General features: G+C 27.7%; 20 protein-coding genes. 12 read left to right on the plus strand and 8 right to left on the minus strand.

The genetic code is table 11. The features are described 5' to 3' along the window. Nucleotides 1-30 precede the first annotated feature (30 nt). Entirely contained in the window at nucleotides 31-879 is an 849-nt protein-coding gene (locus B5464_RS11895; RefSeq protein WP_079738535.1) for a thioredoxin family protein, read from the plus strand. A gap of 41 nt (nucleotides 880-920) precedes the next feature. On the opposite strand, the gene B5464_RS11900 is transcribed toward B5464_RS11895, so the two are convergent. Then, complete coding sequence (locus B5464_RS11900) at nucleotides 921-2177, minus strand: exo-beta-N-acetylmuramidase NamZ domain-containing protein (RefSeq protein WP_079738536.1); 1257 nt, start codon at nucleotides 2175-2177, stop codon at nucleotides 921-923. A 4-nt stretch (nucleotides 2178-2181) separates the two neighbouring features. Between B5464_RS11900 and B5464_RS11905 the strand changes: the two genes are divergently transcribed. Next, a complete protein-coding gene (locus B5464_RS11905; protein ID WP_079738537.1) occupies nucleotides 2182-3417 on the plus strand; it encodes an ABC transporter permease in 1236 nt (411 codons plus the stop codon). 3 nt (nucleotides 3418-3420) lie between these two features. On the opposite strand, the gene B5464_RS11910 is transcribed toward B5464_RS11905, so the two are convergent. Continuing rightward, nucleotides 3421-4338 carry a LysR family transcriptional regulator gene (locus B5464_RS11910; RefSeq protein ID WP_079738538.1) on the minus strand — a complete coding sequence of 306 codons (918 nt, stop codon included), beginning with the start codon at nucleotides 4336-4338 and terminating at the stop codon, nucleotides 3421-3423. Nucleotides 4339-4417: 79 nt separating this feature from the next. Here B5464_RS11910 and B5464_RS11915 point away from each other — a divergent pair, with 79 nt between their 5' ends. The 5 genes from B5464_RS11915 to B5464_RS11935 all read left to right on the plus strand — a co-directional run bounded on the left by B5464_RS11915 (nucleotide 4418) and on the right by B5464_RS11935 (nucleotide 9157). Continuing rightward, nucleotides 4418-4663 carry a hypothetical protein gene (locus B5464_RS11915; RefSeq protein ID WP_079738539.1) on the plus strand — a complete coding sequence of 82 codons (246 nt, stop codon included), beginning with the start codon at nucleotides 4418-4420 and terminating at the stop codon, nucleotides 4661-4663. 6 nt (nucleotides 4664-4669) lie between these two features. After that, nucleotides 4670-4990, plus strand: a complete 321-nt coding sequence (locus B5464_RS11920; protein ID WP_079738540.1) for a hypothetical protein — start codon at nucleotides 4670-4672, stop codon at nucleotides 4988-4990. An 83-nt stretch (nucleotides 4991-5073) separates the two neighbouring features. Further along, nucleotides 5074-6036 (plus strand): sodium-dependent bicarbonate transport family permease, encoded by a 963-nt coding sequence (locus B5464_RS11925; RefSeq protein ID WP_079738541.1) that lies wholly within the window; start codon nucleotides 5074-5076, stop codon nucleotides 6034-6036. Between the two features lie 238 nt (nucleotides 6037-6274). Then, on the plus strand, nucleotides 6275-7633 hold the full coding sequence (locus B5464_RS11930; RefSeq protein ID WP_079738542.1) for a pyridoxal-phosphate dependent enzyme: 1359 nt from the start codon (nucleotides 6275-6277) through the stop codon (nucleotides 7631-7633). Nucleotides 7634-7858: 225 nt separating this feature from the next. Continuing rightward, nucleotides 7859-9157: a dipeptidase gene (locus B5464_RS11935; RefSeq protein WP_079738543.1), complete on the plus strand. Its 1299-nt coding sequence runs from the start codon at nucleotides 7859-7861 to the stop codon at nucleotides 9155-9157. A gap of 279 nt (nucleotides 9158-9436) precedes the next feature. Here B5464_RS11935 and lipA read toward each other — a convergent pair whose 3' ends face one another. The 6 genes from lipA to B5464_RS11965 all read right to left on the minus strand — a co-directional run bounded on the left by lipA (nucleotide 9437) and on the right by B5464_RS11965 (nucleotide 14114). Next, nucleotides 9437-10306, minus strand: a complete 870-nt coding sequence (gene lipA / locus B5464_RS11940; RefSeq protein ID WP_079738544.1) for a lipoyl synthase — start codon at nucleotides 10304-10306, stop codon at nucleotides 9437-9439. A gap of 71 nt (nucleotides 10307-10377) precedes the next feature. Beyond that, entirely contained in the window at nucleotides 10378-11016 is a 639-nt protein-coding gene (locus tag B5464_RS11945) for a hypothetical protein (RefSeq protein ID WP_154066968.1), read from the minus strand. Then, nucleotides 11016-12236: an Nramp family divalent metal transporter gene (locus B5464_RS11950; RefSeq protein WP_079738546.1), complete on the minus strand. Its 1221-nt coding sequence runs from the start codon at nucleotides 12234-12236 to the stop codon at nucleotides 11016-11018. Before B5464_RS11950 ends, B5464_RS11945 begins: the two co-directional genes overlap by 1 nt. Beyond that, nucleotides 12237-12800 carry an RNA polymerase sigma factor gene (locus tag B5464_RS11955; protein ID WP_079738547.1) on the minus strand — a complete coding sequence of 188 codons (564 nt, stop codon included), beginning with the start codon at nucleotides 12798-12800 and terminating at the stop codon, nucleotides 12237-12239. Then, the gene (locus B5464_RS11960) at nucleotides 12791-13897 is read right to left on the minus strand and encodes a glycosyltransferase (RefSeq protein WP_079738548.1); all 1107 of its coding nucleotides are present in this window, start codon (nucleotides 13895-13897) and stop codon (nucleotides 12791-12793) included. Before B5464_RS11960 ends, B5464_RS11955 begins: the two co-directional genes overlap by 10 nt. 13 nt (nucleotides 13898-13910) lie before the next feature. Next, entirely contained in the window at nucleotides 13911-14114 is a 204-nt protein-coding gene (locus B5464_RS11965) for a membrane or secreted protein (protein WP_077808957.1), read from the minus strand. A gap of 126 nt (nucleotides 14115-14240) precedes the next feature. Here B5464_RS11965 and B5464_RS11970 point away from each other — a divergent pair, with 126 nt between their 5' ends. The 5 genes from B5464_RS11970 (at nucleotide 14241) to B5464_RS11990 (ending at nucleotide 17037) form a co-directional block, all read left to right on the plus strand. Further along, entirely contained in the window at nucleotides 14241-15071 is an 831-nt protein-coding gene (locus B5464_RS11970) for a mechanosensitive ion channel family protein (RefSeq protein ID WP_079738549.1), read from the plus strand. 83 nt (nucleotides 15072-15154) lie between these two features. Then, a complete protein-coding gene (locus tag B5464_RS11975; protein ID WP_079738550.1) occupies nucleotides 15155-15733 on the plus strand; it encodes an RNA polymerase sigma factor in 579 nt (192 codons plus the stop codon). Between the two features lie 64 nt (nucleotides 15734-15797). Continuing rightward, on the plus strand, nucleotides 15798-16112 hold the full coding sequence (locus B5464_RS11980; RefSeq protein WP_079739022.1) for a hypothetical protein: 315 nt from the start codon (nucleotides 15798-15800) through the stop codon (nucleotides 16110-16112). Nucleotides 16113-16118: 6 nt separating this feature from the next. Beyond that, nucleotides 16119-16607: a hypothetical protein gene (locus B5464_RS11985; RefSeq protein WP_154066970.1), complete on the plus strand. Its 489-nt coding sequence runs from the start codon at nucleotides 16119-16121 to the stop codon at nucleotides 16605-16607. 136 nt (nucleotides 16608-16743) lie between these two features. Beyond that, nucleotides 16744-17037: a hypothetical protein gene (locus tag B5464_RS11990; protein WP_079738552.1), complete on the plus strand. Its 294-nt coding sequence runs from the start codon at nucleotides 16744-16746 to the stop codon at nucleotides 17035-17037. The last annotated feature ends 127 nt before the right edge of the window (nucleotides 17038-17164 follow it).

The raw sequence follows: 17164 nt of genomic DNA on the forward strand, positions 1-17164 counted from the left end.
GCATTATATTTATCCAAAAAAATAAATGCTATGAAAAAAATTATTTTACCATTCACTTTTCTATTATTATTTACAAACAGCTTAAAAGCAGATCAATGGATGACATCTTTTGAAGATGCACAGAAAATTGCTGTAGCTACAAATAAATTTATATTAGTAGATTTTTGGGCTAGTTGGTGTGGCCCTTGTAAAAGAATGGATTCCGAATCTTGGAGTAAGCCAGAAGTGCAAGAATTGATGGAAAATTTTATTCCTTTAAAAATTAACATTGATTTAGAAAGTAGTCTCTCTAGAAAATATGGCGTAAGAGCAATACCTTTTGTTTTTATTATAGACCCAACAGGAGAAATAGTTTTTCAAAAGATGAGTTATATGAGGAAATCAGAAGTAATATCACTTCTGCAAAATTTTTCTTTAAAAACTAATTTAATGCAAAAAAAATATGTTTCTTTTTTGAATAAAAAATCTGGAGATACTGCATTAGAATTGGCAGAAAGTTATTTAGATTTTTCAATTTTTTTAGATAAAAAGGTAAGAAGTAATTTTTTAAAACTTGCAAATGTTTATTTAAAAAAATCTAAAAGCCTTTTTAAAAAAGAAGGTAACAAAAACAAAGAATCTCAAAGATTATATTTGTTAAGTGAGGTGTACAGAAATACTTTAAAAAATAATAACATTAAGGCCATAACCAAAATAAAAAATAAATTTAAAGAAAGTGAAATTGAAGAAAAAAATCGAACCTTTTATAATTTTTTAAATTTTACGTTGTATAATAAAATAGGTGAAAAGGATAAAGCTAAAATTTGGTATGACAAATTAAAAAAAGATAATAATTATAAATTATTATTAATGAAATCAAGGAAAATTTTATCCATCTAAATTATTAAAAGCCATTTCTTAAAATTTATGAAATGGTTTTTTTATTTATAAATTAAATATTTTTCTCGAATCAGTTTAAAATCATTCAAATCTTTTTGCCAAGTATTTTTTATTTCATCAGCAGATAAACCTTTCTCTATTTGTTCTTGTAGTTTTTTTGTGCCCGCTAATTTTGTGAAAAAATTATTAAAAAAATCTTTAGCAGTGTTTTGCTTATAAGCACTAATCAAATAAGACAAATCAAGTTGATTTAAATTCTTAGAATCTCTTAAATCTTTGCCAAAACATAGCTTGTTTTGATGTTTAGGATATTTTGCTCCTTCATTTTCTTTCGGAGTAAAAGAAAAGTTATTCTTCGATAAAAAAGGAGAACCATAAATTTGAAACTGCATAGATGTTCCTCTTCCGGCAGATACATTTGTTCCCTCAAAAAAACATAAACTAGGGTAAAGGTTTATGCTTTTATCGTTTGGTAAATTTGGCGAAGGTTTTATAGGTAAACTATATTGTGTTTGATGATTGTAGTTTAAAACTGGTATTACTTTTAAATCACATGCTATTCCGTTATTTAACCATTTTTCACCATTAATCATTTGTCCGTATTCGCCAATTGTCATTCCGTAAACCACAGGAACGTTATGCATACCAACAAAAGATTTATGGCTTGTTTCTAAAACAGGACCATCAATATAATGAGCATTCGGGTTTGGTCTGTCTAATAACAAAACAGGAATATTGGCCTCTGCACAAGCTTCCATAACATAATGTAACGAAGAAATATACGTGTAAAAACGAGCGCCAACATCTTGTATATCAAAAACAACAATATCTATGTTTTTTAATTGCTCTAGAGTTGGTTTTTTATTTTTACCATAAAGAGATACAATTGGTAAATTTGTTTTGGTATCTAAACCGTCTTTTACAATTTCTCCAGCATCAGCTTTTCCTCTAAAACCGTGTTCTGGTGCAAAAACTTTTTTTACATTTATTGTATTATTGTTGTGAAGATAATCTACTAAATGATGTGTTATTTTTTTAGAACCCATTACATTTGGTGCAACTTCGGCTCTTTGTAAAACGTTTAAAGCAGAAGTTTGATTTGCCACAATGGCTACGTTTTTTCCTTTTAAAATATTTAAATATAAATCGGTTCTTTCTGCACCTGTTTTAATTTCAGAAATAGTTTTGACATGGTTATTCTGATTAACTTTTGTTTTCTGAGCACAAGAAATCAGGTTAAAATTCAGTAAAAGAACTAAGAATAAATATGTACTTTTGAAAGGTTTAAAATCTGTCATCAATTTGAATTACGAGTTATATATAGCCAAACGCATTATTGCAGGTAAAAAGTATAAAAATAGCATTTCATCGCCAATAATAAAAATAGCAATTGCTGCAATTGCGTTAGGTATGATTATTATGCTAATTGCTGTAGCAACAGCCGCAGGTTTACAAATCAAAATTCGCGATAAAATGGCTGGTTTTAAAGGTCATGTTCAAATTGTAAATTATGATAATAACAATTCTGATGTCTCTACAACGCCTATAGATATCGAGCAAGATTTTTATCCGGAGTTTAAAAATATCGATGGCATTAAAAACGTGCAGGTTTATGCTAGTAAAGGCGGTCTTTTAAGAACAGATACAGCTTTTGAAGGTGTTGTTTTTAAAGGAGTTTCTTCGGATTATGATTGGTCTATATTTAACGAGTATTTAGTTGAGGGTAGATTGCCAGATTTTACGTTACCAAGAACAAAAGGTGTGTTATTATCGCAAACAATTGTAAATAGACTTCAATTAAAATTAAATGACACAATTTCTGCGTCATTTTTAAAATCTAGGCAAAATAAGCTTCCATCTAATAGAAAATACCAAGTTGTTGGTATTTACAATTCTGGTTTTATGCAGTTTGATGAAAATATGATGATTGGAGATATTAGAGAAGTTCAAAAATTAAATAAATGGACAGAGAACCAAGTTGGTGGTTTTGAAGTTGTTTTAAATAGTTTTGATGATATAGAAGCAAAAGGAGAAGAAATTTATAGCGAAGTAAGTTTAACGCTTAATGCAAAAACCATTACAGATATTTACCCAACAGTATTCGATTGGATTAAATTATTTGACAATAATGTTTGGTTTATTATTGCAATAATGATACTAATTGCAGGTATAAATATGATTACTGCTTTGCTTGTTTTAATATTAGAACGTGTGCAAATGATTGGTATTTTAAAAGCTTTAGGAAGTAGTAATTCTAGTATAAGAAAGATTTTTTTATACAACGCTTCTTATTTAATTTTAAAGGGTCTTTTCTGGGGAAATATTATAGGTTTATCAATTATTGGTGCTCAACACTTTTTCAAACTAATTACATTAAATCCAGAAACATATTACGTTTCTGTAATGCCTGTACATATAAGTATTGGTGCAATTTTAGCATTAAATATTGGGACATTAATTTTATGTTTTTTAATGTTAATTATCCCATCTTATATTATCACAAAAATTAACCCTTCAAAATCTATTAAGTTCGCTTAATTATTAATTAGAAAACCAATTAAAGTTATTTTCAATAATAATATTTTTGTTCTCTTCGATGTGCAGTTTAAATGCTTTTGCAACAGAGGATAGGTTTTTAGATTTTAACCAAATTAGATTCCAAGTTGTTTCTATTGGTAAATCTTTAATATCCAAAATTTTTAAATCTCCTTTCTGAAGTTCGTTTTTAATACCAATTATAGGCATAATAGAAATTCCTAATCCTGCAATTACCGCTTGTTTAACTGCCTCGTTAGAGGTTAGTTCCATTTTTTTATGTATTTGAATTTTATTTTTTGTTAAATATCTTTCCATTGCTAATCTAGTCGCAGAACCTTGTTCTCTAAAAATAAAGGGAGTTTTATTTAATTCTGTTTTTAATTTTTTTCTATCAAAAATGTAATTTTTATTAGAAACAAAAAATAATTTATTTTTCATTAGAGCAATACGCTCTATATTTAATTTTTTAGGAATTGTAGATACCATTGCAAAATCACATTCGTTATTTTCTAAACTTCTAATTACAGACATTTTATTAGTAACATCCATAGTTAAATCTATCATTTCATTTTTTTTTATAAAGTCTGATAAGAAATAGGGCATCGCATATTTTGCAGTAGAAACAATCGATATTTTTAATTTACCTGCCAATTTACCTTCAAAAAGAGCCGATTTGTAATTAATTGAAGCTACTTGATCTAAAATTTTAATGGCAGTTTCTGCTATTTCTTCTCCAAATTCTGTTATGTATAGCTTTCTACCAACAACTTCAAATAATGGTAAATTAAATTGATCTTGAAAATTTTTAAGCTGAATAGAAACTGCTGGTTGAGTTAAAAAAAGTTGTTCAGATGCTTTTGTTACGCTTTTTACTTCTGCTATTTTCTTAAATATTTCTAATTGATGCAAAGTGTAATTCATAAATTATTTTAATATATAACATAATAAATATAAATAAAAATATATGAAATAAACCTTATTTCTTTGTAAAAAATAAACCATGAGTCAAACAGCAATTAAACCATCAAGACAAATTAAGCCTTATAACAATGATGTTGTAATTCAGGTAACTAAAGCACAATTAACTAAATTTTTACAATTTATAATGATCATTTCTATGGCAACTATTAACATATTAGCATACAAAACAACAAGTCCTTTATTAAAAGATTTAATTATATCACAAGTTATTTTAGTACTTATTTATTTTATAAAAAACTCAAAACTTAACACAATTATCAAGTAAGAAATCATGGAAAATTTAACATTAGAAATGTCAAAGAACACAAACACATTACAAGAGCAACAGTTAAAACTAATTGAAGGTAATTTTACTAAGAGTGAAGCCCTAAAGATTATAAACAATGTTGTTAACGTAAAAATTAACTTTCATAAGTTACAAAGGTTATCAAAAATAGAAGGTAATGTAAATGATAAATGTACTTATGACAATTCTAGAATATCAGAATTAATAGATGATCAAGCAGACATGAAATCATTTTTAAGATCTCTAGAAGTAAATGGTAAAAATATAAAAATTTCGAGCACCATAAATATAACAGTAGAAGAGTAATATTTATTTTAATTTGATTTGAATAGTAGGAAAGAATGGCATTATTAGGCTTTCCTACTTTTTTTATGCTTAAACATTAATTTATGGATTTACATTATTTAGTAGACAATTTAACAAACCCTGCATTATTATTTTTCTTTTTAGGGTTGATAGCTGTTAATTTAAAAAGCGATTTAAAAATACCAGAGAACTCGTCAAAATTTATATCACTTTACTTATTACTTGCTATTGGTTTTAAAGGCGGGCAAGAATTAGCACATAGTATTATTACATCAGAAATAATTTGGTCTTTACTTTTTGGTGTATTATTAGCATTAATAGTTCCGCTTTATACTTATTTTATTTTAAGATTAAAGTTAAGTGTAGAAAATGCAGGAGCCATTGCGGCTGCTTATGGTTCTGTAAGCGCCGTTACTTTTGTAACAACAATATCTTTTTTAGAAATGTCTAACATTCCGTTTGGTGGTCATATGGTTGCAGTTATGGCATTAATGGAAGCGCCTTCTATTATTATTGGGGTTTTACTAATCTCTATTTATAACAAAGAAAATAAGAAAAAAACTTCTTTTAAAAGTGTTATACATCATTCTTTAACAAACGGAAGTGTAATATTAATTATAGGTAGTTTATTTGTAGGGTATTTTACCAATGATGCACAAGCAGCAGGTATTAAGCCATTTACAACCGATATTTTTAAAGGTTTTTTAGCTGTTTTCTTATTAGATATGGGAATTACCAGTGGAGGCAAGTTAAAAGCACTGTTAAAAAAAGGATGGTTTACATTATCTTTTGCCATTGTAATTCCGTTAATAAACGGTTGTTTTGTAGCTATAATGAGTGGTGTTTTTATAGAAGAAATAGGTAATAGGTTGTTAATGTCTATTTTAGCAGCAAGTGCTTCCTATATTGCAGTGCCAGCAGCTATGAAATTAGCAGCACCAAAAGCAAATCCCGGACTTTATATTCCTATGGCTTTAGCAATAACATTTCCTTTTAATATAACAATTGGTATGCCTTTATATCTCTGTATAATAGAAGTTTGTTAGTTTAATCAACCTTAATTTATAATTATATTATAATAGAATCTATTATTTATTTTTTTGTTCGAAAACTTAGTAACGGTTCTAGGTTATCCAAATAAGAATAGGTAATTTATCTTCAATTTAAAATCGTATTTTAAATAATCTTTAAAACTTTTAAAAAAAATGTTAAAAGCTAGTAATGAAAGTCTGATTTTTTAAGGAAACCACAAAAATAAGTATCTTTGTAATCGAAATTTAAGACATGAAATACGCAAAGAATATATTAGAAACTATTGGTAATACACCATTGGTTCAATTAAACAGTGTTACAAAAGAAATAGAAGCTTTAGTTTTAGCAAAAGTAGAAACTTTTAATCCGGGTAATTCTGTTAAAGATAGAATGGCTTTAAAGATGATTGAAGATGCAGAAGCAGATGGCCGTTTAAAACCGGGCGGAACAATTATTGAAGGTACATCTGGTAACACAGGTATGGGATTAGCTTTAGCAGCAATTATAAAAGGGTACAAATGTATTTTTGTAATTTCTGATAAACAATCTAAAGAGAAAATGGATATTTTACGTGCAGTTGGTGCAGAAGTAATTGTTTGTCCAACTAATGTAGAGCCAGAAGATCCAAGATCTTATTATTCGGTTTCTAAACGATTAGGAGCAGAAACACCAAATTCTTGGTATGTAAATCAATACGATAACCCAAGTAATGCAACAGCACATTACGAGCAAACTGGGCCAGAAATTTGGGAACAAACAGCTGGTAAAATAACTCATTTTGTAGTTGGTGTTGGTACCGGAGGTACTATTTCGGGTACAGCTAAATATTTAAAAGAGAAAAATCCAAATATTAAAATTTGGGGAATAGATACTTACGGTTCTGTGTTTAAAAAATATCATGAAACGGGTATTTTTGATGAGAATGAAATTTATCCTTATATCACAGAGGGTATTGGTGAAGATATTTTGCCAAAAAATGTAGACTTTTCATTAATTGATGGTTTTACAAAAGTAACCGATAAAGATGCCGCAGTTTACACAAGAAAAATTGCAAAAGAAGAAGGTATTTTTGTTGGTAACTCTGCAGGTTCTGCAATTAAAGGGATGTTGCAATTAAAAGAACATTTTACTAAAGATGATGTTGTAGTTGTTCTGTTTCACGATCACGGTAGTAGATACGTTGGTAAAATGTTTAATGATGATTGGATGCGCGAAAGAGGTTTTTTAGAAGATGAAATTAAAACAGCAGCAGATTTAATTAAAAATCATTCTGATAAACCTTTAGTTACAGCACAAACAGAAGAATTAGTTTCTCATGCAATCGAAAGAATGCGAGATTTTAAAATTTCTCAAATTCCTGTAAAAGATGTTAATGGTTTTGTTGGATCTATAGATGAATCTGTTTTATTACACAATTTTATTTCAGATAAAGATATTGCAGATAAACCTATTAAAGATATTATGGGTAAATCATATCCTATTGTAGAGAAATCTGCAAAATTAGAAGAGATTTCTAAATTGATAAATAAAGACAATCAAGCTGTATTAGTGGCTTTAGAAAATGGCAACCATCATATAATTACAAAGTATGATATTATAAGTGCTATTTAAAATTATAATATAAAATTACAAAAAGAGCTTTCTATTCAGAAAGCTCTTTTTTTTTGATGATTGTTTAAAAAAGAAATACTTTAAACGGTTTTATTGAATATTTTTAGTTTAAAGTTGATTTTTATTGATGATTAATAAATACAAATAGTTAATTGTAAAAATATTAACACATAGTTTTTTAAAGAATTATATATCTTTAGGCATTAACTAACTTAATTCAAAAAAATGAAAAACCTAAAAATTCTATTTATTCTTACTTTAATAGTTGCTTGTAAAGAGAATAAAAAAGAGGACATTAAAACAGATAATATGTTGTCTAAAGCTAAAGCAATTCACAAAAAAGTAATGACTTTAGATACGCATGTAGATATTAATGTTGCTAATTTTACAGACTCTATCAATTATACTCAAAAATTAAAAAACCAAGTCAACTTGCCAAATATGGAAGAAGGTGGCTTAGATGTTGCATTTTTTATAGTGTACACAGGTCAAGGAGATTTAACGGAAGAAGGCTATGATAAAGCGTATAAAAATGCAATGAGTAAGTTTAACGCAATTCATAAATTAACAAAAGAAATCGCTCCAGAAAGAATTGGTTTGGCTGTAAATTCTAAAGAAGCTAGAGAAATTTATGCATCAGGAAAAAAAGTGGCAATGATTGGTGTAGAAAATGCTTATCCTTTGGGTACAGATGTTTCTAGAGTAAAAGAATTTTACGATTTGGGTGCAAGATATATGAGTCTTTCTCACAATGGACATAGTCAACTGTGTGATTCTAATACCGGAGAAAAAGATAATGTTTGGTTACATAACGGTGTTAGCGATCTAGGAAAAGAAGTTATTAAAGAAATGAACAAATGGGGAATTATGATTGATGTTTCTCATCCTTCAAAAAAATCTATGCAAGATATGATTACTTTGTCTAAAGCGCCAATAATCGCCTCTCATTCTTCTGCAAGAGCATTATGTAATCATAGTAGAAATTTAGATGATGAACAATTACAATGGATGAAAGAGAACGGAGGAGTTGTACAAACTGTTGCTTTTAGTTCTTATGTAAATACAGAAAAAGATAAAGTTTATAAAGAAGAATTAAATAAAGTAATAAAAGAATTAGCTGCAGCACAAGGAGAAGAAATGATGACTTGGGCAGAAGCAAGAAAGTTAAGTCCAGAAAAAAGAGATGCTTTTATTGCTACTTACAGAAAATTATCTGCAGAAGCGAAAGAGAAAATGAAGTCTTCTGATGTTTCACCAGTTAATGTATCAGATTTTGTAGATCATATAGACTATTTAATAAGTAAAATAGGAATTGATCACGTTGGTATCAGTTCAGATTTTGACGGTGGAGGAGGAGTAGATGGTTGGAATGATGCGTCGGAAACTTTAAATGTAACTTTAGAGTTGGTAAAAAGAGGTTATACAGAACCGCAAATTGCACAATTATGGAACGGGAATTTATTAAGAGTTTTAGATGAGGTTGAAAAAGTAGCAAAAGAAATTCAATCTAAAGAAACAATATAATTACTTATATTATTAAAATTAAAAAACCATCTCTATTAAGAGATGGTTTTTTTTAACTAACTAATTCAAATAATTTACACAATGAAAACAGTTTACTACGTTGCTTTCATTTTTATAATTGCAACTACTGTGCCAAACTTTAAATTAGTGTTGAAAAATGTTAATAAAATATGATTTTTATATTTTCAGCAATAAAAAAACGATTCTTTTTAGAGAATCGTTTTGGTTTTTCGTTTATTATTGTGATATAAATAATTTTTCGTTTAAAACTCAACTAAATTAATTAGCGTGTTTATGTGCTTTGTAAGAAGATCTTACTAATGCACCACTTTCTACAAACATAAAGCCCATTTCTAAACCTAAAGTTTCATACTTTTTAAACTGTTCTGGCGTAATAAATTCTTTAACAGGTAAATGTTTTTTTGTTGGTTGTAAATACTGTCCAATCGTAATGATGTCACAATTTACTTCACGTAAATCTTTCATTGTTTGTATTACTTCTTCTTCAGTTTCACCTAAACCAAGCATTAAACCTGTTTTAGTTCTCATTCCGTTTTCTTTTAAATACTTTAAAACACCTAAACTTCGATCATATTTAGCCTGAATTCTAACTTCTCTAGTTAACCTTCTAACCGTTTCCATATTGTGAGATACAACTTCTGGTGCAACCTCTATAATTCGATCTATTTGTTTTGTATTTCCTTGAAAATCTGGAATTAAAGTTTCTAAAGTAGTTTTAGGATTTGCTCTTCTAATTGCATCTACAGTTTCTGCCCAAATAATAGAACCTCCATCTTTCAAATCATCTCTATCTACAGATGTAATTACTGCATGTTTGATGCTCATTATTTTTATAGAGCGAGCAACTTTTTCTGGTTCATCCCATTCTACTGTTTCTGGTCTTCCTGTTTTTACACCACAAAATCCGCAAGATCGTGTACAAATATTACCTAAAATCATAAAAGTTGCAGTTCCTTCTCCCCAACATTCTCCCATGTTTGGGCAGCTACCACTCGTACAAATTGTGTTTAATTTATATTTATCTACTAAACCTCTAAGTTCTGTGTATTTTTTACCAACAGGCAACTTTACTCGAAGCCATTTTGGTTTTTTTGGTCTTTCTGGTACTATTACAGATTCTATTGCCATTTCTATTGAATTTGAAATGCAAATTTACGAAGAAAAGATTTAAATACTTGTTAAAAACCAAATAGTAAAATTTAGTATTTAGTATTCTTTTTTGAAGTAAATCTAACAATATAAGAAAGAATTAAAATTGCAATTAGTGCAATAAATAATTTAAATTTTAAAGGAACTTTTTTTTCTATATACTGATTAATGTCAGTCTTTTGATTAAATTCAATGGAATTAAAAAACTTAGACTTATTAAAGTTATTTAAGCCATTTGCATCTCTATAGATAAAAATATATAAATTGTTATTTAAGAAATACAGAATTATTTCTTGATAGTTAATATTTTTCTTATCAGAAAAACTTAATTTATATCCTTCTATGTTTTCATGAATTAATTTACTTTCTATTATTTCATTTGAACTAATTAATAAGTTTAAAACCTCTGCTAAATCCATATAAAAGGAATTTAATTCTTTCTTAGATGTAGGTAATTTTAAGTCTAATGAGTTATCCAAATAAAATTTCTGGGCTATAAAATTTGATTCATTAATTGTAGAGTACATTTGATATATTTTGTTTGATTCAATAATTGTATCAAACTCATAAACAGCATCTGGCATTTCAACCGATATAATTGAATCTAAATCATAAAAACCCCAATTTGTTACTTGAGAGTTTAAACATTGAAAATTGAAAAGTAAAAAAAGTAAAATCTTGAACTTCATTAAATACTTGTTAAAAACCAAATAGTAAAACCTATTAAAAAAGCAAAACCAATAAAACTTAAAATCTTTAAAATTAAACCTGGTCTGTGTTCTTTAGGTGTGTGGTTACTAGTTATTAATTTATAGTTTAAAATAGCATAAAAAGGAGCTGTTAAAAATGAAAGTATGGTAGCAATTTTAACTAATAAACCCATATTATCCATAAAAAAATGTAAAATCAAAAATGTACCTATAAATAAGAAGAGAATCCAAAACCAATAACCAAATTTAAACGATTTATTAAATAAAAGTTTAGATGTTCTATCCATTGCTCTTGGTGATGCATCTAAAGTTGTTATGGTTGTACTAAACATTGTTGTAAAAGCTGCTATAGCTATAAAAATGTAAGAAAAATCGCCGAGGTTTTTTGTGTATAATTCAATTAATTGAGTTGCAAATACACCTCCTTTATCAGAGAAAGTTGTCCCGGATTTATACATAACCATAGCTCCTAAAAGTACAAAACAAATTCCTAAAAATAGCGCACTGATATAGCCAACATTAAAATCGAAAACAGCATCTATTTTCTTAGTTTTTATTAAAGAAGTTTCATCTTTTTCAACAGACCAAATCGAATGCCAAATAGATACGTCTAAAGGTGCAGGCATCCATCCTAAAAAAGCAATTAAAAAGGTAAGTTCTACAGCGCCAGAAGGTATAATTTGTGTTACATCAAAAGCTTCTTTTGTGTTATAAAGAGCTACACAAACTGCAATAATTGTACTAAAAGTAAGAATTACTATAATGTATTTCATCACATTATCGAGTAATTTATACTTTCCAATAAGTAAGAAAATGATACTTAAAAACATTAAAAAAGTAGACCATAAAACCAAATTATCTGTAAAACCAAATAATTGAGAAGCTAAACCAGCGGTAACAATAGTTACTGCAGCTTGTATGGTAAACATGGTTGTAAAGTTTATAATATAATAAGCAACTAAAATACCTTTCCCTAATTTTTTATAACCATCTAAAAGTGTTTCTCCGGTTGCAGCAGCATATCTTGGTCCGAATTGAAAGAATGGATATTTAAAAATATGTACTAAAAAAAGTGCCCAAATTAAGCCAAATCCAAATTCTGCACCAGCTCTTGTAGATTGCACTAAATGCGAAACGCCAATTGCAGCTCCTGCAAATAGTAAACCTGGTCCTAAAGATTGTAAAAAAGATCTTTTCACTTAAGATTTCTTAATAATTTCAGCTAAAAGTTTTTTTGCACGCAAAAGTTTAACTTTTACGTTATTCATTGGTTCGTTAATTTGTATAGAAATTTCTCTATAACTTAATTCTTGAAAATAACGTAATTGTATAACTTCTTGGTATTTAGGTTTTAATTGTTTTATGTCTCGTAAAAGATTTGCTAAATTTTGTTCTCGAATGATTTTATCTTCTGGCGTTGGGTTTTCATCAACAACCAAATAAACTTTATCTTCTTGTTCTTTAGAAGTTTCTGTAATTATAGAACTATTTTTTTTACGAAGTAAATCGATGTGTATGTTTTTAGAAATAGTAATTAACCAAGTTTTAAAAACATAAGTTTCATCAAAAGACTTTATTTTATCAAAAGCTTTAGAAAACGTTTGTATTGCAATATCCTCTGCATCGTTTTCGCTCTTTGTTCTTTTTAATAAAAAATTAAAAACATCAGACCAATATAGGTTCAGTAGAAAGCTAAAAGCAGATTGATCTCCGTTTTTAGCTTTTAAAATATTTGCTTCTAATTTTTTAATATCTATTTCCAATGATTTGGTTTTGATAACAAGTTAGCTATAAATATACTAAATTGAAAGAATAATAAACCAATTTCTAAAAAAGGAAGAAAATAAATTAATTGTGGTTCATCTAATTTTTTTGCTGATAAACCAATTACTAAAAATTGAACAAAGTAATAGGAAAGCAATATTGATAAAATAAGAATCCAATTAGGAAATAAAATAAATAACAAGGTTGCTGTTGCAAATAAAAATACTTTAGATATATAAAAAAGGCCTAATAAAAATTGATGTTTTTTCTTATAATAATTTGCAGTAGAAATATGTCTTCTTTTTTGTTGAAACCATTTTTTAAAATTTGTTGGAGCCAAAGATTCTGTAAAACTATCTTTAGTTGTACAAATTTTTGTATTTTCTTTATTTGCTGCATCTTGAATAAATAAGTCGTCATCACCAGAATTAATATGCATGTGTTTTATAAAGCCCTTTACATTAAAAAACTCAGATTTTGCATACGCTAAATTTCTACCAACTGCCATGTAAGGCATTTTTAATTTGGCATAACTAAAATATTGTATTGCTGTTAAAAGTGTCTCGAAACGAACAAATAAGTTTACGAGAGATTTTTCTTTTTTGTACTTACCATATCCAATTATAATAGTTTTTGTTTCACTAAAATTTTTAGACATTTCTGTTATCCAGTTTTTAGAAACCGGTTTACAATCTGCATCAATAAATAATAAATGCTCGTAATTGGCCGCTTTAATACCAAGGGTTAAAGCATATTTTTTGTTTCCCCAAAAAGCTTCAATATTTTCGACTTCTATACATTTAATTCTATCATCTTTTTTTTGAAAATCTTCCATTATTTCTGATGTAGCATCAGAAGATGCATCATTAATAAGTACAACCTCAAAATTAGAATATGTTTGTTCTAAAATTGATGGTAGAAATTTTTTAAGGTTTTTTGCTTCGTTTTTAGCACAAATTATAACAGAAACAGGGGTTTCTTTAAAAGTATTTGTTTGTTCTTTATCTTTAAAAAGAAAAGAAGTAAAAAATAAATAATATACAATTTGAAGTACTGCAAAAACTACAAAACTGTAGAATAGTACAGATATAATCATTTAAAGAATTAAATTAGTTATGTTGAGGCTCTGCACAATCTGCATATTGTTCTGGCGTTTTTCCGCAAAAGCCACAAGATTCACCAGATTTGTTTAACATTGGGTTTTGGCTTGCACAAGTACCTGCAAATTTACCGTCTTTTTTTGCCCAAATTTTAATTGCAATTCCTGCAACACCAAGTCCTAATAAAGCTAAAGTAATAAGTAATAGTTTCATAAATAATATTTCTAATGCAAAGATACGTATTCTAATTGTTACCTAAAAAATCACTTATACTTATTTTGTATCGTGACTTTTTAAATTTTAAAGGGTCAAATATTTGTAACAAACTAAAACTATATAATGGATACAATTACAAATTCTTTACAAAATTTTTTTAACACAATTTCTTCTGGATTAGGAAATTGGGGTTTACAGTTAATTGGTGCAATAGCAGCTTTAATAATTGGACTATGGATTATTAGGATAATTATGAAAGGTGTCTCTAAAGCATTTGAAAAAACAAGTTTAGACGAAACTTTACAGCCATTTCTATTAACAACTATTGGTTTTTTATTAAAATTATTATTAATTATTTCTATTGCAGGTATAGTAGGTTTACCAATGGCATCTTTTGCAGCGTTATTGGCAGGAGTTGGTTTAGCTATAGGTGCAGCATTTAATGGTTCTTTGGGACATATTGCATCTGGTGTAATGCTACTTATTTTTAAACCGTTTAAGGTTGGTGATTTAATTAAAACAAACGGTGCTTTTGGTTTTGTAAAAGAAATTTCTGTTTTTGTAACAGTTATAGAAACTTTTCAGAATGAAACAGAAATTATACCAAACTCTGCTATAACATCTAACAAAATAACTAATTTAACTAAAATTGGTAATTTACGTATCGATATGCCTTTTGCTATTAGATATGATGCTGATATTTCGAAAGCTAAAGAGATTGTTTTAGATATTTTAAATAAAGATAAAAACGTTTTACAAGAAGGTGCAAACAAACCAAGAGTTGCGGTAAATAATTTAGGACAAAATAGTGTTGAGTTATTAGCGTTGCCTTATGTTAATTGTGAAAATTATTGGGATGTTTATTGGGATACTAGACAGGCTGTAGTAGAAGCTTTAGGTAAAGCAGGTTTCGAAGCACCATTACCACAGAGAATAGTTACAATGACAAAATAAAAGATCTTTAGAGATTAAATAAAAAAGACTGCTTTGTAAAGCAGTCTTTTTTTGTATGTTTACTTATTAGAAATTAAAAACTATTGACCGAAGAAAAATTAATAGCAGCATTAAAATCTGGAAATCAGAAAGTTTTTAGTCAAGTTATAGATGATTATCAACAGAAAGTTTTTGGTACCTGTATCTCCTTTATTCCAAATAAAGAAGACGCAGAAGATGTTGCGCAAGAAGTTTTCTTAGAAGTTTTTAAATCTATCGCCAAATTTAAAGGTGATTCTAAATTATCTACTTGGATTTTTAAAATAGCTACAAATAAGTGTTTAGAATTTATCAGAAAAAAGAATGCTAAAAAACGTTTTGCTTTTATGCAAACCATTCTTGGTAATGAAGTGCCATTAGATAAAACTAGCTATTTTACAGAATTTAACCACCCGGGTGTTTTATTAGAAAATAAAGAGAAATCAGTAACTATATACAAAGCTATAAATACCTTGCCAGAAGCGCAAAGAGTTGTTTTTACATTAGCTAAAATTGATGATAAAAGTTATCAAGAAATTGTAGAGATTACAGGTAAAAGTTTATCGTCTGTTGAGTCTTTAATGTTTAGGGCAAAAAAGAGTTTGCAAGAAAAATTAACAAAATTTTATAAAAATGATATTTAGGCGCAAGTTTTTACAAAAGTTTGCATCTAAATAGGTACATGTTTATTTTAATAAAGTGTTAAAAATGAAAAATAAAGAAATAGATAAAAAAGTTGAAGATACTTTTATGGCTATAGAAACCATAGAAAAAGTAAAAGTAAGTCCTTATTTTAAACATAAAGTTCTTCAAAAAATAAATGAAGAAAAAGAAGAAAAAGAAAAGGTTTTCTCTTGGTTAACTCCGCAATTTCAATTGGCTGCTGTTTTGGTAATTCTGTTTTTAAATGCAGTAACTATTTTTTACGCTTTTAATTCATCAGAAAAAACGACAAATTACTCTGTAGAAACATTTTCTCAAGAGTATTCTTTAGAATCTACAAGTAATTCTTATTTAAATTAATAAAAGATGAAATCAAAATTACTTCCTATTATATTACTGCTGTTGGTAGTTTTAAACGGCGTACTTATTTTTATGCTAATCAATAAACCGCACATTAAAGAAAACGAAAGACGTGGTAGAGATTTTCTAATAGAAGAATTAAATTTTACCAAAGATCAAGAAAAAGAATTTTTGGTTTTAGATACGTCTCATAGAGAAACGATGAGAAGTTTAGATGAACAGGTAAAAAATAATAAAAATAAACTATTCAATTCTTTTGAAACATTAGAACAAGAAGTAGAATTAATAGCTAAAGAAATAGGCTCTTTAGAAGGTAAAAAAGAGTTAGAAGTATTTTCTTTTTTTAATAAGGTTCGTGATTTGTGTTCACAAGAACAGAAAGATAAATTAGAAAAGATTGTTAGAAAAGCTATACATGGCAATAATAAAATGCCACTACCAAGAGACGGTAGAATGCCACCTCAAAATAGAGGAAACCGACCACCACCAAGATAATTTTTGTTTTTAATTATATTCAAAAAGCCTTATTTCTAAATTAGAAATAAGGCTTTTTGTTAAAATAAAGTTAACGCGCACAAGTTTTTTTTAATACCTGCATCTAAATATTCAAAACAAGTAAAAACTTATAAAAATGAAGAATTTAGAAAACAAAATAGTAACATCTTTAGCAGTAATAGTTTTAACAACATCTATAACTTATGCCCAAGAGGAAGAAAGAAGAGAAAAACCAAAAGGGCCGCCATCAATAGCTAAAATTTTAAAAGATTTAGATGCTAATGAAGATGGTAAAATTTCTTTAAAGGAAGCTAAAGGTCCGTTGAAAAAAGATTTTAAGAAAATCGATACTAATGAAGATGGTTTTCTATCTAAAAAGGAGTTAAAAAATGCACCAAAACCAGAAAGAAGAGAAAGACCAAGAAATTAATAAAATATGTACAAAAGAAAATAAAAAAAATAAAATTTGATTTGAGTTTGGTTAGTTGATTAAAGGCTTCGTAAGCAATTACGAGGCTTTTTTCTAAAAAAAGTATAAACTTAAGCACAAGTTTTCT

Origin of the sequence: Polaribacter sp. KT 15 (genome assembly GCF_900143115.1) — a bacterium.
Taxonomy (GTDB): domain Bacteria; phylum Bacteroidota; class Bacteroidia; order Flavobacteriales; family Flavobacteriaceae; genus Polaribacter; species Polaribacter marinaquae.